Source organism: Rhizobium sp. BT-226 (assembly GCF_025847085.2).
Classification (GTDB): Bacteria; Pseudomonadota; Alphaproteobacteria; order Rhizobiales; family Rhizobiaceae; genus Rhizobium; species Rhizobium sophorae.
In genome coordinates, this window is sequence record NZ_JAOYTI010000002.1 from 943892 (window position 1) to 967335 (window position 23444).

Below are 23444 nucleotides of genomic sequence, written 5' to 3' on the forward strand. Positions count from 1 at the left end.
GCTGGCTTCTCTTCATGCAAGGCGTATCTTCATGCAAGGCGGGGCATCCACCACTTCGGCGCGGCGTTTTCCCGTTCGAGATAGGCGTTGAGGATCGCCTCGTCGGTCTCGCCGTTGAGTGTGTATTCCTTGGCGTGGATACCGCCGCTGATGTAGAGGAGGTCGAGGCCGTAATTCAAGGCGCCGCGCACATCGGTCGGCATGCCGTCGCCGATCGCCAGCACGCGCTCGACCGGGAAATCGCCGCGAAGCTCGCGGGCAGCCGCAAGCGTCGCCTCATAGATCGGCCGGTGCGGCTTGCCGGCGATGCGGGTTTTTCCGCCAAGCTGCTCGTAATAGGCGGCCATGGCGCCGGCGCAGGGGATGATGCGATGGCCACGCTCGACGACCAGGTCGGGATTGGCGCAGATCATCGGCACGTCGCGGGCTTTGAAATCGAGAAGCATGTCGGTGTAATCCTCCGGCTTCTCCGTCTCGTCGTCGAAAAAGCCGGTGCAGACCAGCGATTGCGCTTCGCCCGCCGGCCGGCGCTCGACGCCAATGCCTTCGAGAAGCGCCTTGTCGCGCTCGGGGCCGAGCAGAAAGACGGTCTTCGGCCCCTCTGCGATCAATCCGCGCGTGACGTCGCCCGAGGTGACGATCCTGTCATAGGCGCTGTCGGGAACGCCGATCTGGCGCAGCTGCTCGACCACCTGCCAGGAAAGGCGCGGCGAATTGGTGATGAGGACGACGGCGAGGCCGCTGTCGCGTGCCGCTTCAAGGGCTGCGGCCGCCTTCGGGAACGGATCGACGCCGTTATGAACGACGCCCCAGACATCGCAGAGCACCACATCATAGTGACCTGATATCTCCGAGAAGTTTTCTATCCGCTTGGCCATTCCGATTTCCCGATTTGCTTCAGTCACCGGTGACATTGCAAAGGCGCAAGGCGATGGCAAGGCATTTTCTTCGCCGCCGGGCCAATGCGAGAAACTCGAACGGCGATCCGGCGGAGCGGAAGGGCAAAGGGTTTTGATGATTATCGCGAAGCGGCAGATCGCCGGCGGCGGACGAGTTCGGCAAAGTTCGGCTGCGCCCCGAGTTTCGGCCGCAATCTCCGACTATTCTCCGGCCTCTTCACAATTCCGGCACAAAAATTCGTGATTGCTCTCATTGACTCCTCTCGGAGCCATCCCTAAATGCTCGTCGCTAGCACTCACCGCAAGGGAGTGCTAACATTTATCCATGTGGGCCACTCCGGTCCGCGAATGTCATTCGATCGAGGGATTAGACAATGGCAAGCACCAACTTCCGCCCCCTTCACGACCGCGTCGTTGTTCGCCGCGTTGAGTCCGAAGCCAAGACCAAGGGCGGCATCATCATTCCCGATACCGCCAAGGAAAAGCCGCAGGAAGGCGAAATCGTCGCCGTCGGCTCCGGCGCGCGCGATGAGTCCGGCAAGGTCGTCGCACTCGACGTCAAGGCTGGCGACCGCATCCTGTTCGGCAAGTGGTCCGGCACCGAAGTCAAGATCGACGGCGAAGACCTTCTGATCATGAAGGAAGCCGACATCATGGGCATCATCGGCTGATCGGCCGACCTGCTTTCCCGAAATGGCTGACGGGCCTTTTGCCCGAACAACTCGAATTCAGGAGTTAAGAATATGGCATCTAAAGAAATCAAGTTTGGCCGCACCGCGCGCGAAAAGATGCTGCGCGGCGTCGACATTCTCGCCGATGCAGTGAAGGTCACGCTCGGCCCGAAGGGTCGTAACGTCATCATCGACAAGTCCTTCGGCGCGCCGCGCATCACCAAGGACGGCGTTTCGGTCGCCAAGGAAATCGAACTCGAAGACAAGTTCGAAAACATGGGCGCCCAGATGGTCCGCGAAGTTGCTTCGAAGACCAACGACATCGCCGGCGACGGCACCACGACGGCTACCGTTCTTGCCCAGGCGATCGTTCGCGAAGGCAACAAGGCCGTTGCAGCCGGCATGAACCCGATGGACCTGAAGCGCGGCATCGACCTCGCTGTCGCCGACGTCGTGAAGGATCTCCAGGCCAAGGCCAAGAAGATCTCGACTTCGGAAGAAGTTGCACAGGTCGGCACGATTTCGGCAAATGGCGACAAGCAGGTCGGTCTCGACATTGCTGAAGCCATGCAGAAGGTCGGCAACGAAGGCGTCATCACGGTTGAAGAAGCCAAGACCGCCGAAACCGAACTCGAAGTCGTCGAAGGCATGCAGTTCGACCGCGGCTACCTCAGCCCCTACTTCGTGACCAACCCGGAAAAGATGATCGCCGACCTCGAAGACGTCTTCATTCTCCTTCACGAGAAGAAGCTCTCGAACCTGCAGTCGATGCTCCCGGTTCTCGAAGCCGTCGTTCAGACCGGCAAGCCGCTCCTCATCGTCGCTGAAGACGTCGAAGGCGAAGCCCTCGCAACGCTCGTCGTCAACAAGCTGCGCGGCGGCCTGAAGATCGCTGCCGTCAAGGCTCCTGGCTTCGGCGACCGCCGCAAGGCCATGCTCGAAGACATCGCCATCCTGACCGGCGGCACTGTCATCTCCGAAGACCTCGGCATCAAGCTCGAATCCGTCACGCTCGACATGCTCGGCCGTGCCAAGAAGGTTTCGATCTCCAAGGAAAACACCACGATCGTCGACGGTTCGGGCGCCAAGACCGACATCGAAGGCCGTGTTGCCCAGATCAAGGCGCAGATCGAAGAAACCACTTCGGACTACGACCGCGAGAAGCTGCAGGAACGTCTTGCCAAGCTGGCCGGCGGCGTTGCCGTCATCCGCGTCGGCGGCTCGACGGAAGTCGAAGTGAAGGAAAAGAAGGACCGCATCGACGACGCGCTCAACGCGACGCGCGCTGCTGTTCAGGAAGGCATCGTCCCCGGCGGCGGTATCGCTCTGCTCCGCTCCTCCACGAAGATCACCGTCAAGGGTGCAAACGACGACCAGGAAGCCGGCATCAACATCGTTCGCCGCGCCCTGCAGTCGCTCGTTCGTCAGATCGCTGAAAACGCAGGCGACGAAGCCTCGATCGTTGTCGGCAAGGTCCTCGACAAGAACGAAGACAACTTCGGCTACAACGCCCAGACGTCCGAATATGGCGACATGATCGCCATGGGTATCGTCGACCCGCTCAAGGTCGTTCGCACGGCGCTGCAGAACGCTGCTTCTGTCGCATCGCTGCTGATCACCACCGAAGCCATGATCGCCGAACTGCCGAAGAAGGATGCCCCTGCTGGCATGCCGGGCGGCATGGGCGGAATGGGCGGTATGGACATGATGTGATAGGCCAACGGCCTTTCACAGCATCGTTCATAAATCCGCCCATCATCTAAGATGGTTCAGCGCGTCAAGCGCGCTGAACTGGCGGAATGGACATGATGTGATAGGCGAAAGCCATCACTGACCACCATTTCCGGCATCCGGAACAGGAAGGGCGGCCTTGGGTCGCCCTTTTCTTTTGCCCAAAGCGATTCGAAGCGCGGCGCCCTGATTGGCATAGCCGACGAAACGTTTACCCAGCTCCCTCGTGCAGGTCCCGGGCGCGAAGCTTGCGCCAAACTTGCGTTGCCTGCGTAATTCTCAGCCTGCCGACTTGCGAGAAATCGGAGTGCTGCCGGAACATTTCCGGCCTGACGTGGAGTGAAAACGTTTGCAAAGCCCTCCAGGATGATCTTGCGATGCTGTTTCTCGCGAAATCGCGCGCAGATGCGGACATCGCTGGAAGGGAGGCGGATCCGAATACCCCTTAAAAAGCCGTTGCCGTTTGTCCAAAAGCTCCTATAAATCCGCGCTGCAATTAAAGCGCGCCCGGCGATAATTTTTCGCCAATAGACGGGGCCGGAGCGCGGAAGGCGATAGGTGAACGTTCGGCTCGAGGGGCTCCGGTTACGGAGGCAAGGTGGCCGTGGCAATAATCGCCGGATGAAGCGCGGGCATCATGCCCGCTGCTGCGTGATCCTGTTTCTTTGTGTTTGCCGAGCGTGCGGCGGGAGCCGCATCCGAACGGGGGAACGCCTTGTTTAAGATCGCCAGAGCCAATGCAGCCGTACCTTTGACGCCCGGCTCGTTTGATGACGCCAATCAAAATCACGAGATGTTGGCGCAGTTTTCCGTTTCCGAAGCCTGGACTGGAGATTTTTCGAGCGGCATGCTCCGTCTCGGCGAGTGGAGCGCGATGCTGCACGGCCTCGCCGCACAGGAATGCGGATTGCTGAGCCTGATCCGCTGCTATGATGCCAAGGACCGCAGCCACATATTGGAGCTGTTCGAGCAGGCGGCGACGCTCTGCTCCTCTTTCTGTTTTTCGACGACGATCATCATGCCGAACGGCTTTCGCCAGCCGCTCTTCTGCATGGGCGAGTCCAACGGTCTGGAAGAAAAATTCAGCGGCAGCATGGTCGGCGTCTTCGTCTTTCCGCGCTTCAAGCTGGAAGGCGCAAGGCAGATCTCAAGCCGGCGACAAGGCTGAAAAATTAAGATAAAGGCCAGCCTCGAAGGCAGTCTTAGGCGGCGACAAACCTCGCTTTTTACTCGGCGTCATCCTCGGCCTTGTGCCGAGGATCTGCTGCACCGGCTGCAGATCCTCGGGACAAGCCCGAGCATAACGAAAGAGGAGTTGGCCAACTTTGCCAGCAGTCTGAAGCGGCCTCGAGGGCGACCTTTCTACTTTCCAGCGATCTGTTCGTTACTCCGGCTTGACCGGGATGTTGAGGCCCCTGGCACTTGCCGGACGGGCGATGCAGCGCTCCAGCCAATCCGAGACGGCGGGGAATTTCGCGTATTCGAGCACCTCGCGCCCGCCATAGAAAATATCGGCGCCGCGAACCCAGGTGAAGGTGGTGATGTCGGCGATCGTATACTGATCGCCCATGATCCACTCACGGCCCTTCAACCGGTCTTCGAGCACGCCGAGCAGCCGTTTGGATTCATCGCGATAACGCTCGACCGGGTAGGAATTGTTGGCGACCTTATCGGCGGCAAATTTGTAGAAATGGCCGAACTGGCCGAACATCGGGCCGATGCCCGCCATCTGGAAAAACACCCACTGGATGGTTTCGTAGCGGCCGGCGGCATCGGCAGGGATGAGCTTGCCGGTTTTTTCGGCGAGATAAAGCAGGATGGCGCCGGATTCAAAAAGGCCGATCGGCTTTCCATCCGGACCGTTCGGATCGATGATCGCCGGAATGCGGCCGTTCGGGTTGAGAGATTCGAATTCCGTCGACTTCTGCTCGTTGGCGGCGAAGGAAACATAGTGCGGCTCATAGGCGAGGCCGAGCTCTTCGAGAGCGACGGAGACCTTCACCCCATTCGGCGTCTGCAGGGAATAGAGCTGGATGATATCGGGATTTTTCGCCGGCCAGCGCGTCGTAATCGGAAATGCGGAAAGATCTGCCATCGGATTCTCCATGTTGGGCGCCGACCATAAAAGACCGGGCTCGGCAAAGGCAAGCGGGGGACGGCCAATGCATGTCGCCCAAGAGTGCGCAGCGGTTTTGGGACAACGACATGCATGACAACAAAAGATCCAAGCGCGTCGCATGAATCCGGTCGAACGCGACGCGCTTTGGAGATCGTTCCATATTAGTGAACGAAGTGTCCCCGTTCGTTTATCTTTCCACAACGCAAGAAAAGAGCGACATAGAGGCATCCGAGGTCGAACCGGTGCCGGGGCACCAAGATCTCCAAAGTCCTTGAAACGGAGACAACGTCCATGTCGAACAACGTCATCATCCTGATTGCCCGTATTCTTCTTTCCTTCATGTTCATCCTTTCCGGCTTCATGAAGCTCACCGATCCTGCCGGTACTGCGGGCATGATCGCCGGTGCCGGCCTGCCGGCAGCAACCCTGCTGGCCTATGTCGCAGGCCTTTTCGAACTGCTGGCCGGCCTTGCGGTTCTCACAGGCTTCCAGGTCCGCATTGCCGGCTGGCTGCTCGCCGCCTTCTGTGTCTTCACCGGCATTGCCTTCCACCTGCCCTACGCGAGTGGCACGGAACTCGTGAACATTCTCAACCAGATCATGGTCATGAAGAATATCACGCTGGCCGGTGCGTACATACTGCTCGCCACCGTCGGTGCCGGCGCCTACTCGCTCGACGCCCGCCGCGGCGCTTACGCAGTTGCCTAACACCAGCAGACATCCTCCCAGAAGCAGAAAAACCCGCCGTCATCCGACGGCGGGTTTTCTTATGCCTTGGCGGCCGGGATATCAGAGGGCGGCGCGCACTGCCTCGACGATGGCCTGCACAGCCGGTTCGCCGGCATGGCTTTCCTTGCGAGCGCGCACGAGGCAGGCCTGCGAATGCAGGATGATGCCGTCCTGGAGCACCTTGAGGTGGTTGGCGCGCAGCGTCGAGCCGGTGGAGGTGATATCGACGATGATATCGGCCGAGCCGGAGGCGGGAGCGCCCTCGGTGGCGCCCAGGCTTTCGACGATGCGATAAAGCTGGATGCCGTGCTGGCTCGAAAAGAACTGCTGGGTCAGCCGCCAGTATTTGGTGGCGATGGCAAGGCGCCGTCCGTGGCGGGCACGAAAATCGGCGGCAACATCCACGAGATCGGCCATGGTGTCGACATCGAGCCAGATCTCCGGCACGGCAACGACGACATCGGCATGGCCGAAGCCGAGGCGGGCGCAGAATTCGACGCGCTTGTCGACCTCGGCGAAACCTTCCCGCATCAGATCCTCGCCGGTGACGCCGAAATCGACGGTGCCGTTGCCGATTTCGCGGGAGATTTCAGAAGCCGAGAGGAAGGCGATTTCCACATCGTCCCAGCCTTCGACGCGGCCGCGATAGGAGCGGTCGTTACCAACAGCCGAGATCGTCATGCCGGCACGTTCGAAGATCGCCGAAGCGTCTTCCTTCATCCGGCCCTTGGAGGGAAGCGCAATGGTGATGGTCATACGGCTGCCCTTTCGGTTTCGATGCGGTCGAGCCAGAAGGAGAAGCCGACGGCCGGGATGCGGTCCGTCGCACCGAGGAAGGTCAGGAGCCGGTCGAAGCGGCCGCCGCCGGCGAGCACCGCGGTCGAACCTTCCACCGTCACCTCGAAGACGAGGCCGGTGTAGTAGTCGAGCGGCCGCCCGAAGGCGGCGCGGTAGTCGAGGCAGGAAAGATCGACGCCGGCATTGGAAAGTGCTGCAACGCGGCCATTGAAGCGGGCGAGCGCGTTGCCGAGTTTCAGGCCGGCAGCATCAGCGAAACCGGAAAGGGCCGCGGAAGCATTGACGAGCGGCACGTCGAGCGACAGGAACTCTTCCAGCACATGGAAGGCCGCATCGTCGAGGCGCGTTTCGGACAGGATGAGCTTTTCCTTGAGCCTTCGGGCAATCTCCAGGGCCGAGCGGCCGGCATTCGTCGAATAGCCGGTCTTCTGCATCTCCCGCTCGAGATGGGCGACCAGCGCCTGCTCGTCGCCTGATGCGACAAGCCTGGCGATATCGTCGTCCAGCCCGGTGACGAATTGCGGGCTGACGAGGCTGGCAAGCAGTGCTTCCAGCTGCGTCATATTGCCGAAGGCGTGGATCAGGCGCTTCTGCCAGCCGAGCGGCAGACCAAGCGCCTGGACGACGGCCTCGAACACTGCCTGGTCACCTAGTGTCACGGCTAAGCGCCGGCCCGGCAGCAGGCGGGCGAGAATGCCGGTGGCATCGCCGATGGCGCGGGCGTCGGCGTTTGACAGGTCGATATCGCCAAGATCCTCGATGCCGGCCTGATAGAATTCATTGGCACCGTCGCGGCGCTGGCGGAAAACCTCGCCGAGATAGGCATAACGCTTCGGCGTGCCGGTAGCCGTCTCGATGTGGCGCAGACAGACGGGGATGGTGAATTCGGGACGCAGGCAAAGGCTGGCGCCGGTTTCGCTTTCCGTCATGAAGATGCGGCGGCGCAGATCTTCGCCTGCGATATCCAGGAAAGGTTCGGCCGGCTGAATCACAGGCGTATCGATGCGCTCGGCGTTGCGCGCGACGAATTCGGTGATGAGGTCGTTGGCGAATTCGGGGAGGTTGATCAGGGGCATAGGCTTGACTTCCCTCTTCTCCCCAGCGGGGAGAAGATGCCCGACAGGGCAGATGAGGGGGATGAGGAGTGTAAACGACGAATGTCCTGAGCGGCGAGCGAAGGACAGCTTCTGCCGTGGTGCCCCCTCATCCGACCCTTCGGGCCACCTTCTCCCCGAGGGGAGAAGGGGAGATCTCTCTTAAACGTCGTCATCTGTGTCACCGGCTTGAGCGGGATCATATGGAGTTTCGAAGCCGGAGCCCGCCCTCTTCCGATCCTCGGCCTGCGCAGCAAGGATCTCCTTCACCTTGGCGACGAGGTCGGCTTCCGGCGCCGTTTCCTGCGCCACACGGGCCTCACGCCAGCTGGCATTGTCTTCGATCTCGCCGGAGAGCCGCTTGCCTTCGATCAGATCCTTGATCTGCACAACGCCTTCGGCGCGCTCGTCGCCGCCCTGGATGATGGCGACGGGGCAGCCGCGGCGATCGGCATATTTCAGCTGATTGCCGAACTTCTTCCAGTTGCCCTGGTACATCTCGGCGCGGATGCCGGCGGCGCGCAGTTCCTGCGTCATCCGCTGATAACGGCCCATCGCTTCGACATCGCCGTCCATGACGGTCACCAGCACCGGCTCGATGACCTCGCTGGCGCCGAGCTTGCCGAGGTTCTTCAGCGCCGTCATCAGCCGCGAGACGCCGATCGAAAAGCCCGTCGCCGGAACCGGCTGGCCCATGAAGCGGGAGACGAGGCCATCATAACGGCCGCCGCCGCCGACCGAACCGAAGACGACCTTCTCGCCCTTTTCGTTGGTGACGTCGAAGGTCAGTTCGGCCTCGTAGACCGGGCCGGTATAATATTCGAGGCCGCGGACGACGGAGGGGTCGATCTTGATGCGGTCGGACCGGTAGCCGGCGCTCGCGACGAGAGCCCCGATGAAATTCAGCTCCTCGACGCCTTCGCCACCTTTGGAGGTTCCTGCAACGAGCTCGGCGAGGCGTTGAGCGCTTTCGGCATAGTCCTTGATGCCGACGAAGAACAGCACCTTGTCGATCTGCGGCTGATCGAGACCGGCGCCCTTGGTGAAGTCGCCGGATTCATCCTTGCGGCCTGGACCGAGCAGCAGCGCCACACCTTCCGGGCCGAACTTGTCGAGCTTGTCGATGGCGCGCAGCACGTTGAGCCGCTGGCCGGCCTTGTCGTCGCCGCCGAGACCGATCGCCTCGAGCACGCCATCCAGAACCTTGCGGTTGTTGACGCGGATGACATAGTCGCCGCGCTTGATGCCGAGGGCTTCCAGCGTATCGGCCATCATCATGCACATTTCGGCATCGGCCTGAACACCAGGCGCGCCGACGGTATCGGCATCGAACTGCATGAACTGACGGAAGCGGCCGGGGCCTGGCTTCTCGTTGCGAAAGACGTAACCGGCGCGATAGGTACGGTAGGGAAGCTGGATCTCGTTGAAATTCTCGGCGACATGACGGGCGAGCGGCGCCGTCAGGTCGTAACGCAGCGACATCCATTGCTCGTCATCGTCCTGCAGCGAGAAGACGCCCTCGTTCGGCCGATCGCTGTCGGGCAGGAACTTGCCAAGCGCATCGGTATATTCGAACAGCGGCGTTTCCAGCGGATCGAAACCATAATGCTCATAGACTTCCCGGATCTTTGCCGTCATCTCGTTGACGGCGCGGATATCGCCGGCCGTCCGGTCGACGAAGCCGCGCGGCAGGCGGGCCTTGAGCTTTTGCGGTTTCTTCTGCTTGTCGTTCATTTCCGGGGATTCCACTGACTGTGACAGTGGCGGTTTCCTAGCGGATTGGGCGGGGAGCGGCAAGGGCGAAGGGTCTTGATGTGGCTGCGAGAATCGATTGAACGAAGGAGCTCCATCAGAAATGCGGATATGCTCATGATCACTGAGGCGCTTCTCTATGCCGCAACCTTGCCGCTGACCGGCAAGCCGCATCGAAAGTTCATCCGCTATTCCGTCAATCTCTGGTCGCGGGCCGGGCGCTGCGCGGCGGATTGGGCCGAACACGAGGAGATGAGCCGGAAGGCGATCCTGGCGGCAGCGGCGGGTCTCAGGCAGAAGCGGACCGCAGTCGTCCTCGGCTCCGGCCTGTTGCGCGACGTGCCGATCGAGGTGCTGGCGCGAGATTTCGACACCGTGGTGCTGGTCGATCTCGTTCATCTCGCCTCGGTGCGCCTGTGGCTGCCGGCCAAAGCCTATCGCAATGTCCGGCTGATCGAGCGCGATCTCTCCGGCTATGACGACCTTACCGCCGGTCGCGAGCCCGAACCGCTCGGCTTCCTGCGCGGCGTGCCCTATCTCGATTTCGTGGTTTCCGCCAACCTCTTGTCGCAGATCGGTCGCGGTGTGAAGCGGCGCCACGAGGCCGAGGCCGACCGGATGCCTGAAGACACGGTGGAAAGGCTGATCGCGGCACATCTTGCCGGGCTTTCGGGCCTTCCCTGCCGCAGCTGCCTGGTGACCGACATCGCCTATGCCGTCATCGACCGCAACGGCAAAACGCATGAGGAGGCCGACCTGCTGCATGGCGTTTTGCCGCCGCCGGCAAAGGCGGCCTGGACATGGCCTGTGGCGCCGCTCGGCGAGGAGAGCCGGGATTATCGGATCGAGCACAAGGTCATGGCTGCTTGGTGATCACGATGTGACACCGGTCGCCTTGGCTTGCATCAGGCATTCGCCTATAAAAAAACATGCGCATGCTCGCCCTCGTCACGATGTTTCTCGGCTGGCTGGTCTACAGCGCCATGTTAGCATGGGCGGGCTGTCCGACCTGTGCGTCGATGAATGCAGCTGCCATCGAAACCGGCATGCATCATGAGATGGCAGGCATGGACATGCCCCAGGTGGCGGAGAAGACCGCTCCCTCGAAAGCCCCCTGCGCCGCCGGCAACGCCGCGCATATGCCGCTTTGCGCCGCCTGTCTTCTGCTGCCCGCGACGGTGACGGTCATGGATGGCGGAAAGCCCATTTTCGGCTATCCCGCCCCGGCGCTTGCCCGCGCCCTGGACGACGAGAAGCCGACACTGCGGCCGCCTCCTCCCCGACTGTCCTGAGACAACGCCTATCTATGCAGAATGGGCGGCCCGGCCGCCTGGAAGACCTATCGTCAGACAGAGGAAGGAACTCTCATGTCTTTGAAAGTCATCGCCTTCTCCGCAATGCTCACCATCATTGCCACTTCCGTCCTTGCCGAAGACCAGCCGATGGACATGAGCAAACCGATGGGCAACCACGATGCGGCGAGCCACGCCTTCAGCGACGCGAACGCCAAGATGCACAAGGATATGATGATCGAGTATAGCGGCGATGCCGATGCGGATTTCGTCAGCGGCATGATTCCGCATCATCAGGGTGCGATCGATATGGCCAGGATCGAGCTGCAATATGGAAAAGATCCCGATATCCGCAAACTCGCCGAATCCGTCATCAAGGCGCAGGAGGCCGAGATCGCCGAGATGAACGCCTGGCTCAAAGCCCACGGCAAGTAATCGATCGTTGATGAAAAGGGGAACGCCGGAATGTCAGGCGTTCCCCAAGACTTATGCCGGCGAGGTCAATCCTTCGGCTCGAAATCGGCCGGCCGGCGGCCGGCGCCCTGTCGCGCCAGCATCCAGCCCGGATATTCGGGCGCAAGCGCGCTCACCTCGTCGAGCTTCTTCATATCGTCTTCATCGAGCTTCAGCTTGACGGCGGCAAGGTTCTGGTCGAGCTGGTCGACACGCTTGGCGCCGATGATGACTGTGGTGACGAAGGGCTTCGCGAGGATATAGGCGAGCGCCACGGTGGCGACGCTGACGCCGTGCTTTTCGGCGACTTCGCGCATGACGGCGACGCAGGCCCAGGCCTTGTCCTTGTCGACGGGCGGGAAATCGAAACTGGCGCGGCGGCCTTCACCATTGCCGGGCGCGCCGGGACCATACTTGCCGGAGAGCAGACCGCCGGCGAGCGGCGACCAGACCATCAGGCCAAGCTTTTCCTCCTGCATCATCGGCACGATGTCGCGTTCGAGATCGCGGCCGGCGATGGAATAATAGGCCTGCACGGTTTCAAAACGGGCAAAACCCCGGCGTTCGGAGAGGCCGAGCGCCTTGGAAATGCGCCAAGCCTGCCAGTTGGAGACGCCGATATAACGCACGAGGCCGCGGGAAACGAGATCGTCGAGAGCGCGCAGCGTCTCCTCGATCGGCGTCACCGTATCGGTCGCGTGGATCTGATAGAGATCGATATGATCGGTCTGCAGGCGCTTGAGGCTCGCCTCCACCGAATCCATGATGTGACCGCGCGAGGCGCCGCGGTCGTTCGGCTTGTCGCCCATGACACCGTAGACCTTGGTGGCGATGACGACGTCCTTGCGGGGCACGTCGAGGTTCTTCAGCGCCTGGCCGAGCAACCTTTCGGACTCACCGGATGAATAGACGTCGGCCGTATCGATGAAGTTGACGCCTGAGCCGAGCGAGCGCTCGACGATCCGGTCGGCGGCATCCTGGTCGACATCGGCGATGGCGCCCCACAGACTGCCCTGTTTGGCTTCGCCGAAGGTCATCGTGCCCAGGCAGATTTCCGAGACGAAAAGTCCCGTATTTCCGAGTTGATTGTAACGCATGGTCGAAAAAATCCTTTGTGTCTGCCGCAAGAGGCTTGCGAACCGCTGAACTTCATTTTTTGATTATTGGCCTGCGCGTGACAGGCACAGCCGTGGCTGGCTGCAGGGTGAGGCAGGTTCGATGTAGTGCGGCGCCGGAGCTTTTCAACGCCGTCCTGCCGCGAAGGCGATGCCCTTGTCTCGACACAGGCGGCCGATAGATTACCGGCCTTATTTCGGGAACAGGATGATTTTAGGCCGGGTCGGCCTAAAATCTGAATCCTGTTCCAAGTTAAATAGTGAGAGCATGATGTCGTCCGAAAACCGCTCACACTTTTCGGCATCATGCTCTAGAGGTACGCATATGGCGACGCGACCACTGACCACGATCGGCTTCGATGCCGATGATACACTCTGGCAGAACGAACAATATTATCGACTGACGGAAGCGCATTTCACCGGGCTTCTTGCCGATTTCGCCGAAGGACCGAAAATTTCCGAACGGCTGCTGGAGGCCGAAAAACGCAACCTTCGCCATTACGGCTTCGGCATCAAGGGCTTCACACTGTCGATGGTCGAAACCGCGATCGAGATCACCGAGGGCAAGGTTCCGGCGAGCGTCATCGCCAAGATCCTCGACACCGGCCGCGATCTTCTCAACCATCCGGTCGAGACCATGCCGCATGTGCGCGACACGCTGGAGGCGCTTGCCGGCAAATACCTGCTGGTGATGATCACCAAGGGCGATCTCTTCGACCAGGAGCGCAAGCTTGCCCAATCCGGGCTCGGCGACTTCTTCGATGCCGTCGAGATTGTCTCCGAGAAGACGGCGGTCACCTATCGCCGCATCTTCGCCAAGGTCGGCGATGGGCCGGAACGGGCGATGATGGTCGGCAATTCGCTGAAATCGGACATCGTGCCGGCAATCGCCGCCGGCAGCTACGGCGTTTTCGTGCCGCATGAACTGACCTGGGTGCTGGAACATGTGGACGAGCCGAAAGAGGCGCCGCGTTTCCGCAAGATCGACCATCTCGGCGAGTTGCGCGACCTGATCGACCGGCTCGGCTAGAGCGGTTCAGCTTTTAACGGAAACGCAGGACCGCTCTAGCCTTTTGTTTTTACGCAATTCCGGACGGAAAACCGCTTCGCACTTTTCCTGGAATTGCTCTAAGCCGAGCGCTACCTCTGCCTCATTGCGGCTTCGGCGGGGCCTTCGGGAACAGCGAGGGGCGCTCCGGCTCGGCCGGCGGTTTCGGCTGCGGCGGGGCAGCCGCCAGCGGCTCGATCAGGATGCTGAAGGGAGCGCCGAGGCCGCGGCGCGGCGAGACCTTGGAATAATAGGGACGCAGCAGCCAGGTGGCGTTTTCCTTGACCGTCGTCTCGAAGCTCATGCCGTCCTCGTCGGTGCCGAAGAAGGCCTCGTCATCCGGCTTCGACAGGTCGAAGATCGCCAGGAAGGCAAATTTGCTTTTCGTCGAAAAGCTGATCTTCAGGTGCTGGCCGGCCCGCACCGGCAGCGTATAGACATGGCCATTGCCGAACTTCGTCCAGCCCGTCAACTGCATGGTAACGGCCGGGAATTGCAGCTTCTCCAGCTTCTCGCCGGGATCGAGCTGCGGCGTCTGCGCCATGGCGGAGACGGTCAAGAGGAAAAGGGCAGCGGCGGCGATCAGAGTTCTCACGGAATGATCTTTCATGGGCGAACCAGAGCGGTGCGCATCGCCTCGACCTCGGGCCGGCAGAAGCAGCCTTCCAGATGATCGTTGACGAGACCCATCGCCTGCATGAAAGCATAAACTGTGGTCGGGCCGACAAAGGTCCAGCCGCGTTTCTTCAGATCCTTCGAAATGACCACCGATGTCGGCGTCGTCGGATTGGCGATGATATGCTCGCGGTCGACCACCGCCGGCCGCTCGTTATGGCCGGGCTCGTAGCGCCAGAAATAATGGGCGAGCGAGCCGAATTCGTTCTTGAGTTCGATTGCGCGTTTGGCATTGTTGATGGTCGAGACGATCTTGCCGCGATGGCGGATGATGCCGGCATCGGCAAGGCAGCGAGCGACATCCCCTTCGCCGAAGAGAGCGACCTTGTCGAAATCGAAACCCGAAAAGCCGGCGCGGAAATTCTCCCGTTTGCGCAGGATCGTCAGCCAGGAAAGACCGGACTGGAAGCCTTCGAGACAGATCTTCTCGAAGAGGCGGATATCATCGGTGACAGGGCGGCCCCATTCCTCGTCATGGTATCGGAGATAATCGGGCAGATTGGCGTGCCAGTGGCAGCGGCTCCTGCCGTCCTCGCCGATGATGATGCCTGTCGCGCTCATGATCCTTCATTCTGCGGGGATCCGCTTCGTTCTCTGCTCATGATTCCGGCTTTACCATTTGCAAACCGTCTTTCCAAACCGAACGGTAACCCTGACGAAAAGTTTATCCGGCCGGTCGGTCTTTCATGAATCGATCTTTACCATTCGCTGGCGGATCAGGTGGCAGCGTCTTTCCCGGACGGAATATCTCCGCCCGGGCGGACATGTCCCGCCAGCGCATTTTCGGTCATTTATAGAGAGTTCGTCCGATGATGAAACAGCTTGTCCTTGCCGCAGCCCTCTTCGGCATTTTCTCCACGGCCGCCATTGCAGACGACCGCTATGCCACCCGCCCGCCCGTCGTGCTCAGCCCCGATCTGACCGCGCCCTGGATCAACCAGCTGGGCGGCGGCAGGGTTCGTCCCGTCGTCTATCAGCGGCCGGTCGTCCGCCAGCAGCAGCGCGGCCTTTTCCAGCGCCGCGTGCTGCGCCAGGCGCCGCAGGCCGCACCGCAGACCGTTTCGGCGATCAATCCGGGCATCCCGTCGATCCGCCGTCCGATCGAGCCGCAATACCTGCCGCAGATGGTCGATTACGACACCACCGAAAAGTCCGGCACAATCGTCATCGATACCAATAACCGTTTCCTCTATCTGGTGATGCAAGGCGGCAAGGCACGGCGCTATGGCGTCGGCGTCGGCAAGCCCGGCTTCGAATGGGCAGGCGTCCACAAGATCACCCGCAAGACCGAATGGCCGGATTGGACGCCGCCTTCCGAGATGATCAGCCGCGAAGCCGCCAAGGGCCATTATCTGCCGGCGCGCATGGACGGCGGGGCGGAAAACCCGCTCGGCGCCCGCGCCATGTATCTCGGCTCGACGCTCTACCGTATCCATGGCACCAATGCGCCCTGGTCGATCGGCAGCGCCGTTTCTTCGGGCTGCATTCGACTGCGCAACGAAGATGTCGTCGACCTCTACGACCGCGTCAATGTCGGGACCCGCGTCATCGTCATGTAACGGCACACCTAATATTCAGGGAGCCGCAAGAACAAGCGGTTCCCTTCTCTAAAAATGCTTTATCCGGCCACACCGATCTTGAATCGGGCAGAAGTTCATGTAGCTTCGAGCGGATTTGCTTGAGGGGAATCGATCATGATCAAACTAATGCCGGGTCTGGCTGCTGCCGGACTTGTCCTGTCCTTGATGTCCACATCCGTCTTTGCTGCACCCGCCGGCTCCGCGTCCGACAATGCACGGCGCCCGGCGCAGATCGTGCGCGTGGCGCAGATGCCGAAATATGTGAAGCCGCAGTTCAAGCGCAAGAAAGTGCGGCTGGTGACGACGGAAGCCGCCGGCACCGTCATCATCGATACCAACAACAAGTATCTCTACCTCGTCGAAGGCAACAATCGCGCCACCCGCTACGGCATCGGCGTCGGCCGCGACGGCTTCGGCTGGTCGGGGGTCGTCAAGATCGGCCGCAAGGCCGAATGGCCGAGCTGGACGCCGCCGGCCGAGATGCGCCGCCGCGAAGCCGCCAAAGGGCACATCATTCCCGCTTTCCAGGAAGGCGGCGAGGACAATCCGCTCGGCGCCCGCGCCATGTATCTCTACCAGGGCGGCCGCGACACGATCTTTCGCATCCACGGCACCAACCAGCCTTGGACGATCGGCCTCAACATGTCTTCCGGCTGCATCCGCATGATGAACGCCGACGTCATGCATCTTTACGATCGCGCCTCCGTCGGCACCAAGGTGATCGTCATCGGCCCCGGCAACAGGCAGGGCAAGGTGGCGTTCGAGGACAGGGGCATCGACGTGCTACGCACGATGTTCGGCGGCTGAGCAACACTTACCAAAAAAACGAAAGGCGCAATTTGACGCGCCTTTTGTTTTGCTTAGACTTTGCGGCGAAAAGCTGGCACACGTGCCTAAGAGTCGACATATTTATATCGGGGCTATTCAATGACATCTGCGCTGCGTTCCTCCGCTTCCCTGTTTGCGGGCATCGCGTTTTTTACCATCTGTTCGGCAGTTTCCGCCTCGGCGGAAGACCTGCAATTCTCCATTTACGGCGGCTACCAGACCGCCCCGCATAGCGGCGTCGACGTTTCGGACGGCACGAGTTTCACCGCCGGCTGGGAAGGCAAGTCCTTCGGCAGCCCGCCTTATTACGGCGCCCGCGTCACCTGGTGGCTCGAGGACTTCAACAAGCCGAACTGGGGGATCTCGCTCGATTTTACCCATGACAAGGTCTATGCCGACGACGACACGCTCGCCAAGGCCGGCTGGTCGCATTTCGAGTTCACCGACGGCCTGAACCTGCTCACCGTGAACGGTCTCTACCGCTTCCAGGATCCGGCCCGCCGCTGGACGCCCTATCTCGGCGCCGGCATCGGCGTGAACATTCCGCATGTCGAAGTGATTCGCCCCGAGGGCAAGACCTGGGCTTATGAATTCGGCGGCGTGACGCTGCAGGCCCAGGCCGGCGTCGACTTCAAGGTGACCGAGCGCTGGTCGACCTTCGTCGAATACAAGGGCACCTATTCGCGCGTCGACGTTCCGATCGACAGCGGCGACCGGCTGAAGACCAACATCTTCACCAATGCCGTCAATGTCGGCGTATCATTCCATTGGTGATAAATTTCAGCTGCGGTGCTATTTCGTGCCGCAGCTGACCTTGCCCTCGACGGCATAGGGTTTTTCACCGCCTTCGATCGTCAGGGAATAGCTGCCGCTGAAATTTGCTGCCGGCTTGCCGCGCTCGCCGGCGACAACCACCAGATCCAGCGTTGCTCCACCGGTGTCATCTTCGCCGCCGTCGAAGACTTCCATGAGCAGTTCGCCGTCACGCGACCAATGGTTGGTCAGGTGCTGCGATTCGAAAACACGCTTTCCGAACACCGCCTCTTGGGCCGGATCCTTGATGATCAGCGCGCCGCGGAAATGGTTGAGCTTGTGGCCGGCGGCGCTCTCGAAACCGCTTTCCAGCGTGAAGCGCGCTTCCTTGTCGTCGGCGGAACAGAAAAAACGACTATTCGCATGGGCAGTGCCTGCCGCACCGAGCAGTCCCGCAAATACGATCATTCCACGCCACATCGCCTAACCTCCCGAGACAGCGTCCTTTGCGGCTCTCGATAAGATGCGCGGCGCTGCAATAGGTCTCAGCCTAACGGCAAACCTGTTAATTTTTCCGGCACAGCGCCGCCATAGGCCCAATCGAGAAGCTCGACCGTATGCAGGATCGGCATGCCGGTGCCGGTGGCGATCTGGGTGATGCAGCCGATATTGCCGGTGGCGATGACGTCGGCCTTGGTGGCCTCGATGTTCTTGACCTTGCGCGCCTTCAGCGCAGCCGAGATCTCCGGCTGCATGATGTTGTAGGTGCCGGCGGAGCCGCAGCAGAGATGGCCTTCGGCCGGATCGCGCACCGTAAATCCCGCCGCTTTCAATAATTGCTTCGGCGCGAGCGTGATGCGCTGGCCGTGCTGCATGGAACAGGCGGAATGGTAGGCGACGGTGATGCCCTTTGGCATGTGCGCCGGCAGGTCGAGGGTTGCCAGATATTCGGTGACGTCCTTGGCTAACGCCGAAACCCTGGCCGCCTTTGCGGCATAGGCGGGATCGAGGCGCAGCATGTGGCCGTAATCCTTGATCGTCGTGCCGCAGCCCGAAGCGGTGATGATGATCGCGTCGAGGCCCTGCCCGTCGATCTCGCGCGTCCAGATATCGACATTGGCGCGGGCACTTCCGAGTGCCTGTTCGGCGCGGCCCATGTGATGGACCAGCGAGCCGCAGCAGACCTCGCCTTCCGGCATCACGACCTCGACGCCGAACCGCGTCAGCAGGCGGATCGCCGCCGCGTTGATGCCGGGATCGAGCACCGGCTGGGCGCAGCCGGAAAGGATCGCCACCCGGCCGCGCCGTTCCGTCTCGGGCATGTAGCTGCCGGGCTTTGCGAAGTCCGAAGCGGCCGGGATGCGGCGCGGCGAAAGCGCCAGCATGGCGGCAAAGGGTTTCAACGCGCCACCCCGCATCAGACCGGCGAAGGGCCGGCCGAGACGGGCGAGATTGAGCGCCAGGCGGAAACGGCCGGGATAGGGCAGCACGGCAGCAAGGATGGCGCGCGTCAGCCGGTTCATGAACGGGCGTTTGTAGGTCTTTTCGATATGGGCGCGGGCGTGATCGACCAGATGCATGTAATCGACGCCGGAGGGACAGGTGGTGACGCAGGCAAGGCAGGACAGACAGCGGTCGATATGGGTGACGACCTCGGCATCGGCGGGCCGGCCGTTCTCCAGCATATCCTTGATCAGGTAGATGCGGCCGCGCGGACTGTCGAGCTCGTTTCCGAGCGTCACATAGGTGGGACAGGTGGCGGTGCAGAATCCGCAATGGACACATTTGCGCAGGATCTGCTCGGATTCGGCGACATCGGGATCGAGGAGCTGGGTCAGGGTGAAGTTGGTTTGCATCTAGCGGGATCTCCGCTTCGGGAGAATCTCGGGCGTAGCGCTTGGAATACCCCCCTCTGTCCTGCCGGACATCTCCCCCACAAGGGGGGAGATCGGTATGCCGCAACGGTTTCCCATCTCGCAATCTTCGAGTTCGTAATTCCGGTACTTTGGAGTGAGACCGGCACGGCTCCTGCTCAATCTCCCCCCTTGTGGGGGAGATGTCCGGCAGGACAGAGGGGGGTAACCCAGACGCAGACTCATCTTGTTCCTCACCCCATCTTCCCCGGGTTGAATATGCCGGCCGGATCAAACTTCTCCTTCACCCGCCGCGACAACATTGCCACCGCCTCGGGCTCCGGATGGAAGGCAGCGGTGACCGCCCTCGCCTCAGCCGATGCGCGGATCAGCGTCGCATGGCCGCCGCCGAGCGCCTTGATGAAGCGGCGGACCAGTTCGGCTTCTGGGCCTGCCTCCATGCGCATCCAGACGAGGCCGCCCTGCCAGTCGTAGAAGGCGTCGACGCCGGCTTCGAGGCGGAGAGCCGCGACCAGCTGATGGCCGGTGCCGGGGGCGACCGAGACTCGCCAGACCGGCCGCGCGGTGCCGTCGGCATAGGGCAGGACGTCACGGATTTCCTGCCACAGGCTGGAGCTTTCCGGCTGCTCCAGGCGCGTGACCGTGGCGAAGCCCGACATTGCCGCGGCAAGCTTTTCGATGCGCACGTTGACCGAGCCCGGCAGGCCTTCGATGCGCAGGACCGTCGCCTCGCCTTCGGGCAATTTGCCGGCGAGGAATTTCCACGTCACCGTCAGCGGCAGATGGGCGGCGCCCGAGACTTCGACCGGCAGCGCCATTGCCGCCGCCATGGCGTTTGCCGCCGCGGCGTCGTTGAGACCTGATAGCACCACCGTCCGCTCCGTCTTCGGGCGCGGCGGCACGCGGAAGGTGACTTCGGTGAGGAAACCCAGCGTGCCATGCGAGCCGGCAATCAGCTTGGCGAGGTCGAGGCCGGTGACATTCTTCATCACCCGGCCGCCGGCCTTGATGATCTCGCCCCTGCCGTTGACAAAGCGCACACCGAGCAGGCTGTCGCGGGCGGCACCCGCGATCAGCCGACGCGGACCGGAAACATTGGCGGCAAAGACGCCGCCAATGGTCGGCTCGCCCGATGTGCCCATTACAGGGCGATGATCCATCGGCTCGAAGGCGAGCATCTGGCCGCTCTCTAAAAGAGCCGCCTCGACCTCGGCAAGCGGCGTGCCGGATCGGACGGTCATGACCATTTCGCCGGGATTATAGGCGACGATGCCGGAGATTTTTGTCGAGCGCAGCCGGTCTTCGGCGGCAACGGCATTGCCGAAGCCCGAGCGGCTATCGCCGCCGCAGATCGCGAGCGGCTGGCCGCTTTCCGTATGGGCGCGGACGATCACTGCTGCCTCTTCCTCGCTCGTCGGCATCAGATCGATCATGCGGCGGGGCGCCCTTCGAGCGGGAAGACCTTCGACGGATTGAGGATCCAGCCAGGATCGAAGGCGGCGCGCGCCGCCATTTGCTGGGCGAGATCGGCCTCGGAATATTGGTGCCGCATCAGATCGCGCTTCTCGATGCCGACGCCATGTTCGCCGGTGAGGCAGCCGCCGGCATCGACGCAGAGCCTCAGGATATCGTTGCCGGCCGCCTCGGCGCGGGCGGCATCCTCCGGATCATTGGCGTTGAAGAGGATCAGCGGGTGCATATTGCCGTCGCCGGCATGGAAGACGTTGGCGACACGCAGGCCATAATGATCGACGATCTCGGCGGTCCGCTTCAGCACGTAGGAAAGCTGGCTGAGCGGCACGGTGCCGTCCATGCAGATATAGTCGGCGATGCGGCCGGTGGCGCCGAAGGCGGATTTGCGGCCCTTCCAGATCAGCGCCGCCTCGGTCGCCGACTGGCATTCGCGCACGGTCTTGACAGCGTGCCGGCGGGCGATCTCGACGATGTCCTTCAGCGCGGCGTCCATCTCCGCTTCCGACCCCTCGACCTCGACGATCAGCAACGCGCCGACATCGAGCGGGTAACCGGCATGGGCGAAGGCCTCGCAGATCTCGATCGCCGGCTTGTCCATGAATTCGATCGCAACCGGGATGATGCCTGCGGCAATGACATCGGCAACGCAGGCGCCGGCCTCCTCCGAGCTTTCGAAGCCGAAGAGCACGGGGCGCGCGCCTTCCGGCTTGGCGATCAACCGCACCGTCGCCTCGGTAACGATGCCGAGCTGACCTTCATGGCCGCAGACGAGGCCGAGCAGGTCATAGCCTGCCGCATCCAGCGCCTTGCCGCCAAGCTCGATCACCGTGCCGTCGACCAGCACCATCCTGACGCCGAGCAGATTGTTGGTGGTGACGCCGTATTTCAGGCAGTGGGCGCCGCCGGAATTCATGCCGATATTGCCGCCAATGGTGCAGGCAAGCTGCGAGCTCGGGTCAGGCGCATAGAAAAAGCCGTCCGCGGTGACGGATTCGGAAATATTGAGATTGGTGACGCCCGCCTGAACCACAGCGACGCGGTTCGGCAGATCGATTTCGAGGATGCTGTTCATCTTCGACAGGCCAAGAACGACGGCGTCCTCCTGCGGAATGGCGCCGCCGGAGAGCGAGGTGCCGGCGCCGCGCGGCACGACCGGAATGCCATAGCGATGGCAATAGCGCATGACGGCCGAAACCTCGGCCGTGGTGCGCGGCAGGGCGACGGCGAGCGGCAGGCGGCGGTAGGACACGAAGGCATCGGTCTCGAACGGCACCAGCTCGCGCGCCTCATGCACCAGGCATTCCGGCGGCAGAAGATCGGTCAGATCGGTAACGATCTGGGCTCTGCGTGCCAAGACATCGGCGCGGGGGCTGAGAAACGAAATGGCGTCGGACATGGCGTTCTCCCTGGCCCTGACGACGGGGAATGACAGCGGGAAGATGGTAGAGGAAACCGGCCGCGAACCTCCCTGCCGCCGATAAACCGGCTTAGAGCGGTTCAGCTTTTCATGGAAGCGCAGAACCGTTCTAATTTTTTGTTTTTACGCAATTCCGGACGGAAAACCGCTTCGCACTTTTCCTGGAATTGCTCTAGCACTTTCCCGAAAGTGGCGCAAATGCTAAGCACTTATGCCAAAAGGGGAAAAGTCGCAAAACCTTATGACCAATCTGGGTGATCTCGAAATCTTTGCCAAGGTCGTTTCGACCGGAAGCATGTCGCTCGCCGGGCGGGCGCTCGGCTTTTCGCCGGCCGTCGTCTCCAAACGGATCAAGCGGCTGGAGGACCGGCTCGGCACCCGGCTTCTGCAGCGCACGACGCGGCAGATCTCGCTGACGGAGGCCGGACAGGGCTTCTACGACCGCGTCCTCGGCATTCTCGCCGGGCTCGAAGAGGCGGAATTCTATATTTCCGGCCGCTCGGCGCAGATGCACGGCACGCTGAAGATTTCAGCGCCGACCTCCTTCGGGCGCATGCATATAGCACCGCATCTGAAGGATTTCATGGAGGCGCATCCGGAGCTTGCGATCAACCTGGTGCTGACCGACGAATTCAGCGACATCGTCGGCGGCGGTTTCGATCTGGCGATCCGCATCGCCGAACTCACCGATTCGAGCCTCGTGGCCCGAAGGCTGGCGCCGGTGCGCCGGCTGCTCTGCGCCTCGCCGGACTATCTTGCAACGCATGGCGAGCCGAAGCACATCGACGAGTTGAAACACCACCGCTGCCTGCCGGCGCACAATAACGACACCTGGCGGCTGAAGGGGCCGGACGGGGCGCTCAGCATCAGGCCGGAAGGCTTGCTCATCACCAATTCCAGCGAGGTGATCCGCGAGGCGGTGATCGCCGGCCTCGGGATCGCGCTCCGCTCCACCTGGGATATCGGCGAAGAGCTCAAAGCCGGCCGCCTGGTGCAGGTGCTGCCGGCCTATGAAAGCTCGCACAATGTCGCGCTGTCGGCCGTCTATCCCAGCCGGCAGTTCCTGCCGGCCAAGGTGCGGCTGTTCATCGACTATCTGGCAGAGCTTTATGGGCCTGTCCCCTATTGGGAGCGTTGAGGCCG

The 23444-nt window shown here is 61.8% G+C and carries 24 protein-coding genes; 12 read left to right on the forward strand and 12 right to left on the reverse strand.

The annotated features are described in order from the left end of the window. Window positions 1-29: 29 nt before the first annotated feature. The gene (locus tag OIU37_RS14900; RefSeq protein ID WP_171601490.1) at window positions 30-878 is read right to left on the reverse strand and encodes a TIGR01459 family HAD-type hydrolase; all 849 of its coding nucleotides are present in this window, start codon (window positions 876-878) and stop codon (window positions 30-32) included. A 395-nt stretch (window positions 879-1273) separates the two neighbouring features. Between OIU37_RS14900 and groES the strand changes: the two genes are divergently transcribed. The 3 genes from groES to OIU37_RS14915 all read left to right on the forward strand — a co-directional run bounded on the left by groES (window position 1274) and on the right by OIU37_RS14915 (window position 4469). Then, window positions 1274-1570: a co-chaperone GroES gene (groES, locus tag OIU37_RS14905; RefSeq protein ID WP_003545797.1), complete on the forward strand. Its 297-nt coding sequence runs from the start codon at window positions 1274-1276 to the stop codon at window positions 1568-1570. A gap of 72 nt (window positions 1571-1642) precedes the next feature. Then, window positions 1643-3283 (forward strand): chaperonin GroEL, encoded by a 1641-nt coding sequence (groL, locus tag OIU37_RS14910; RefSeq protein ID WP_018244970.1) that lies wholly within the window; start codon window positions 1643-1645, stop codon window positions 3281-3283. A 733-nt stretch (window positions 3284-4016) separates the two neighbouring features. Then, window positions 4017-4469, forward strand: coding sequence for a hypothetical protein (locus OIU37_RS14915; RefSeq protein WP_264257967.1), 453 nt, complete (start codon window positions 4017-4019; stop codon window positions 4467-4469). Window positions 4470-4685: 216 nt separating this feature from the next. Here OIU37_RS14915 and OIU37_RS14920 read toward each other — a convergent pair whose 3' ends face one another. After that, window positions 4686-5396 (reverse strand): glutathione binding-like protein, encoded by a 711-nt coding sequence (locus OIU37_RS14920; RefSeq protein ID WP_264257968.1) that lies wholly within the window; start codon window positions 5394-5396, stop codon window positions 4686-4688. 315 nt (window positions 5397-5711) lie between these two features. On the opposite strand from OIU37_RS14920, the gene OIU37_RS14925 reads away from it, so the two are divergent. After that, window positions 5712-6128 carry a DoxX family protein gene (locus OIU37_RS14925; protein ID WP_180693692.1) on the forward strand — a complete coding sequence of 139 codons (417 nt, stop codon included), beginning with the start codon at window positions 5712-5714 and terminating at the stop codon, window positions 6126-6128. 81 nt (window positions 6129-6209) lie between these two features. Here the strand turns inward: OIU37_RS14925 and hisG are convergent, their stop codons facing one another. The 3 genes from hisG to hisS form a co-directional block, all read right to left on the reverse strand. Continuing rightward, entirely contained in the window at window positions 6210-6905 is a 696-nt protein-coding gene (gene hisG / locus OIU37_RS14930; RefSeq protein WP_180693693.1) for an ATP phosphoribosyltransferase, read from the reverse strand. Next, window positions 6902-8023, reverse strand: coding sequence for an ATP phosphoribosyltransferase regulatory subunit (locus tag OIU37_RS14935; protein ID WP_264257969.1), 1122 nt, complete (start codon window positions 8021-8023; stop codon window positions 6902-6904). The genes hisG and OIU37_RS14935 overlap by 4 nt, the downstream gene beginning before the upstream one ends. A 180-nt stretch (window positions 8024-8203) precedes the next feature. Next, window positions 8204-9775: a histidine--tRNA ligase gene (gene hisS, locus OIU37_RS14940; RefSeq protein WP_240602043.1), complete on the reverse strand. Its 1572-nt coding sequence runs from the start codon at window positions 9773-9775 to the stop codon at window positions 8204-8206. Window positions 9776-9904: 129 nt separating this feature from the next. Between hisS and OIU37_RS14945 the strand changes: the two genes are divergently transcribed. The 3 genes from OIU37_RS14945 to OIU37_RS14955 all read left to right on the forward strand — a co-directional run bounded on the left by OIU37_RS14945 (window position 9905) and on the right by OIU37_RS14955 (window position 11520). Further along, window positions 9905-10666 (forward strand): hypothetical protein, encoded by a 762-nt coding sequence (locus OIU37_RS14945; RefSeq protein WP_264257970.1) that lies wholly within the window; start codon window positions 9905-9907, stop codon window positions 10664-10666. A 56-nt stretch (window positions 10667-10722) separates the two neighbouring features. Beyond that, window positions 10723-11085 (forward strand): hypothetical protein, encoded by a 363-nt coding sequence (locus OIU37_RS14950; RefSeq protein WP_264257971.1) that lies wholly within the window; start codon window positions 10723-10725, stop codon window positions 11083-11085. A 75-nt stretch (window positions 11086-11160) separates the two neighbouring features. After that, entirely contained in the window at window positions 11161-11520 is a 360-nt protein-coding gene (locus OIU37_RS14955; protein WP_264257972.1) for a DUF305 domain-containing protein, read from the forward strand. A gap of 65 nt (window positions 11521-11585) precedes the next feature. Here the strand turns inward: OIU37_RS14955 and OIU37_RS14960 are convergent, their stop codons facing one another. Further along, on the reverse strand, window positions 11586-12635 hold the full coding sequence (locus tag OIU37_RS14960; protein ID WP_264257973.1) for an aldo/keto reductase: 1050 nt from the start codon (window positions 12633-12635) through the stop codon (window positions 11586-11588). A 343-nt stretch (window positions 12636-12978) separates the two neighbouring features. Here OIU37_RS14960 and OIU37_RS14965 point away from each other — a divergent pair, with 343 nt between their 5' ends. Next, window positions 12979-13683, forward strand: a complete 705-nt coding sequence (locus OIU37_RS14965; RefSeq protein ID WP_171601499.1) for an HAD family hydrolase — start codon at window positions 12979-12981, stop codon at window positions 13681-13683. Window positions 13684-13804: 121 nt separating this feature from the next. On the opposite strand, the gene OIU37_RS14970 is transcribed toward OIU37_RS14965, so the two are convergent. Continuing rightward, the gene (locus OIU37_RS14970; protein WP_171601500.1) at window positions 13805-14311 is read right to left on the reverse strand and encodes a hypothetical protein; all 507 of its coding nucleotides are present in this window, start codon (window positions 14309-14311) and stop codon (window positions 13805-13807) included. Then, window positions 14308-14937 carry a DNA-3-methyladenine glycosylase I gene (locus tag OIU37_RS14975; RefSeq protein WP_264257974.1) on the reverse strand — a complete coding sequence of 210 codons (630 nt, stop codon included), beginning with the start codon at window positions 14935-14937 and terminating at the stop codon, window positions 14308-14310. The genes OIU37_RS14970 and OIU37_RS14975 overlap by 4 nt, the downstream gene beginning before the upstream one ends. A 248-nt stretch (window positions 14938-15185) precedes the next feature. On the opposite strand from OIU37_RS14975, the gene OIU37_RS14980 reads away from it, so the two are divergent. From OIU37_RS14980 to OIU37_RS14990, 3 genes are all read left to right on the forward strand, one after another. Then, entirely contained in the window at window positions 15186-15935 is a 750-nt protein-coding gene (locus OIU37_RS14980) for a L,D-transpeptidase (RefSeq protein ID WP_264257975.1), read from the forward strand. A gap of 135 nt (window positions 15936-16070) precedes the next feature. Continuing rightward, window positions 16071-16763: a L,D-transpeptidase gene (locus OIU37_RS14985; RefSeq protein WP_264257976.1), complete on the forward strand. Its 693-nt coding sequence runs from the start codon at window positions 16071-16073 to the stop codon at window positions 16761-16763. Between the two features lie 120 nt (window positions 16764-16883). Beyond that, window positions 16884-17558: an outer membrane protein gene (locus tag OIU37_RS14990; RefSeq protein WP_017959134.1), complete on the forward strand. Its 675-nt coding sequence runs from the start codon at window positions 16884-16886 to the stop codon at window positions 17556-17558. An 18-nt stretch (window positions 17559-17576) separates the two neighbouring features. Here the strand turns inward: OIU37_RS14990 and OIU37_RS14995 are convergent, their stop codons facing one another. The 4 genes from OIU37_RS14995 to OIU37_RS15010 all read right to left on the reverse strand — a co-directional run bounded on the left by OIU37_RS14995 (window position 17577) and on the right by OIU37_RS15010 (window position 22280). Next, on the reverse strand, window positions 17577-18017 hold the full coding sequence (locus tag OIU37_RS14995) for a hypothetical protein (RefSeq protein ID WP_264257977.1): 441 nt from the start codon (window positions 18015-18017) through the stop codon (window positions 17577-17579). Between the two features lie 65 nt (window positions 18018-18082). Next, window positions 18083-19393: a glycolate oxidase subunit GlcF gene (glcF, locus tag OIU37_RS15000; RefSeq protein ID WP_264257978.1), complete on the reverse strand. Its 1311-nt coding sequence runs from the start codon at window positions 19391-19393 to the stop codon at window positions 18083-18085. Window positions 19394-19644: 251 nt separating this feature from the next. Then, window positions 19645-20844, reverse strand: coding sequence for a glycolate oxidase subunit GlcE (gene glcE / locus OIU37_RS15005; protein WP_264257979.1), 1200 nt, complete (start codon window positions 20842-20844; stop codon window positions 19645-19647). Then, the gene (locus OIU37_RS15010) at window positions 20841-22280 is read right to left on the reverse strand and encodes an FAD-linked oxidase C-terminal domain-containing protein (protein WP_240602035.1); all 1440 of its coding nucleotides are present in this window, start codon (window positions 22278-22280) and stop codon (window positions 20841-20843) included. Before OIU37_RS15010 ends, glcE begins: the two co-directional genes overlap by 4 nt. A 262-nt stretch (window positions 22281-22542) precedes the next feature. Here OIU37_RS15010 and OIU37_RS15015 point away from each other — a divergent pair, with 262 nt between their 5' ends. Further along, on the forward strand, window positions 22543-23439 hold the full coding sequence (locus tag OIU37_RS15015; protein WP_171601507.1) for a LysR family transcriptional regulator: 897 nt from the start codon (window positions 22543-22545) through the stop codon (window positions 23437-23439). Window positions 23440-23444 lie beyond the last annotated feature (5 nt).

Coding starts and splice junctions, on each gene's coding strand:
- OIU37_RS14900 (WP_171601490.1), bottom strand. CDS start 878: ATGGCCAAGCGGATAGAAAACTTCTCGGAGATATCAGGTCACTATGAT.
- groES (WP_003545797.1), top strand. CDS start 1,274: ATGGCAAGCACCAACTTCCGCCCCCTTCACGACCGCGTCGTTGTTCGC.
- groL (WP_018244970.1), top strand. CDS start 1,643: ATGGCATCTAAAGAAATCAAGTTTGGCCGCACCGCGCGCGAAAAGATG.
- OIU37_RS14920 (WP_264257968.1), bottom strand. CDS start 5,396: ATGGCAGATCTTTCCGCATTTCCGATTACGACGCGCTGGCCGGCGAAA.
- OIU37_RS14925 (WP_180693692.1), top strand. CDS start 5,712: ATGTCGAACAACGTCATCATCCTGATTGCCCGTATTCTTCTTTCCTTC.
- hisG (WP_180693693.1), bottom strand. CDS start 6,905: ATGACCATCACCATTGCGCTTCCCTCCAAGGGCCGGATGAAGGAAGAC.
- OIU37_RS14935 (WP_264257969.1), bottom strand. CDS start 8,023: ATGCCCCTGATCAACCTCCCCGAATTCGCCAACGACCTCATCACCGAA.
- hisS (WP_240602043.1), bottom strand. CDS start 9,775: ATGAACGACAAGCAGAAGAAACCGCAAAAGCTCAAGGCCCGCCTGCCG.
- OIU37_RS14945 (WP_264257970.1), top strand. CDS start 9,905: ATGCTCATGATCACTGAGGCGCTTCTCTATGCCGCAACCTTGCCGCTG.
- OIU37_RS14950 (WP_264257971.1), top strand. CDS start 10,723: ATGCGCATGCTCGCCCTCGTCACGATGTTTCTCGGCTGGCTGGTCTAC.
- OIU37_RS14955 (WP_264257972.1), top strand. CDS start 11,161: ATGTCTTTGAAAGTCATCGCCTTCTCCGCAATGCTCACCATCATTGCC.
- OIU37_RS14960 (WP_264257973.1), bottom strand. CDS start 12,635: ATGCGTTACAATCAACTCGGAAATACGGGACTTTTCGTCTCGGAAATC.
- OIU37_RS14965 (WP_171601499.1), top strand. CDS start 12,979: ATGGCGACGCGACCACTGACCACGATCGGCTTCGATGCCGATGATACA.
- OIU37_RS14970 (WP_171601500.1), bottom strand. CDS start 14,311: ATGAAAGATCATTCCGTGAGAACTCTGATCGCCGCCGCTGCCCTTTTC.
- OIU37_RS14975 (WP_264257974.1), bottom strand. CDS start 14,937: ATGAGCGCGACAGGCATCATCATCGGCGAGGACGGCAGGAGCCGCTGC.
- OIU37_RS14980 (WP_264257975.1), top strand. CDS start 15,186: ATGATGAAACAGCTTGTCCTTGCCGCAGCCCTCTTCGGCATTTTCTCC.
- OIU37_RS14985 (WP_264257976.1), top strand. CDS start 16,071: ATGATCAAACTAATGCCGGGTCTGGCTGCTGCCGGACTTGTCCTGTCC.
- OIU37_RS14990 (WP_017959134.1), top strand. CDS start 16,884: ATGACATCTGCGCTGCGTTCCTCCGCTTCCCTGTTTGCGGGCATCGCG.
- OIU37_RS14995 (WP_264257977.1), bottom strand. CDS start 18,017: ATGTGGCGTGGAATGATCGTATTTGCGGGACTGCTCGGTGCGGCAGGC.
- glcF (WP_264257978.1), bottom strand. CDS start 19,393: ATGCAAACCAACTTCACCCTGACCCAGCTCCTCGATCCCGATGTCGCC.
- glcE (WP_264257979.1), bottom strand. CDS start 20,844: ATGATCGATCTGATGCCGACGAGCGAGGAAGAGGCAGCAGTGATCGTC.
- OIU37_RS15010 (WP_240602035.1), bottom strand. CDS start 22,280: ATGTCCGACGCCATTTCGTTTCTCAGCCCCCGCGCCGATGTCTTGGCA.
- OIU37_RS15015 (WP_171601507.1), top strand. CDS start 22,543: ATGACCAATCTGGGTGATCTCGAAATCTTTGCCAAGGTCGTTTCGACC.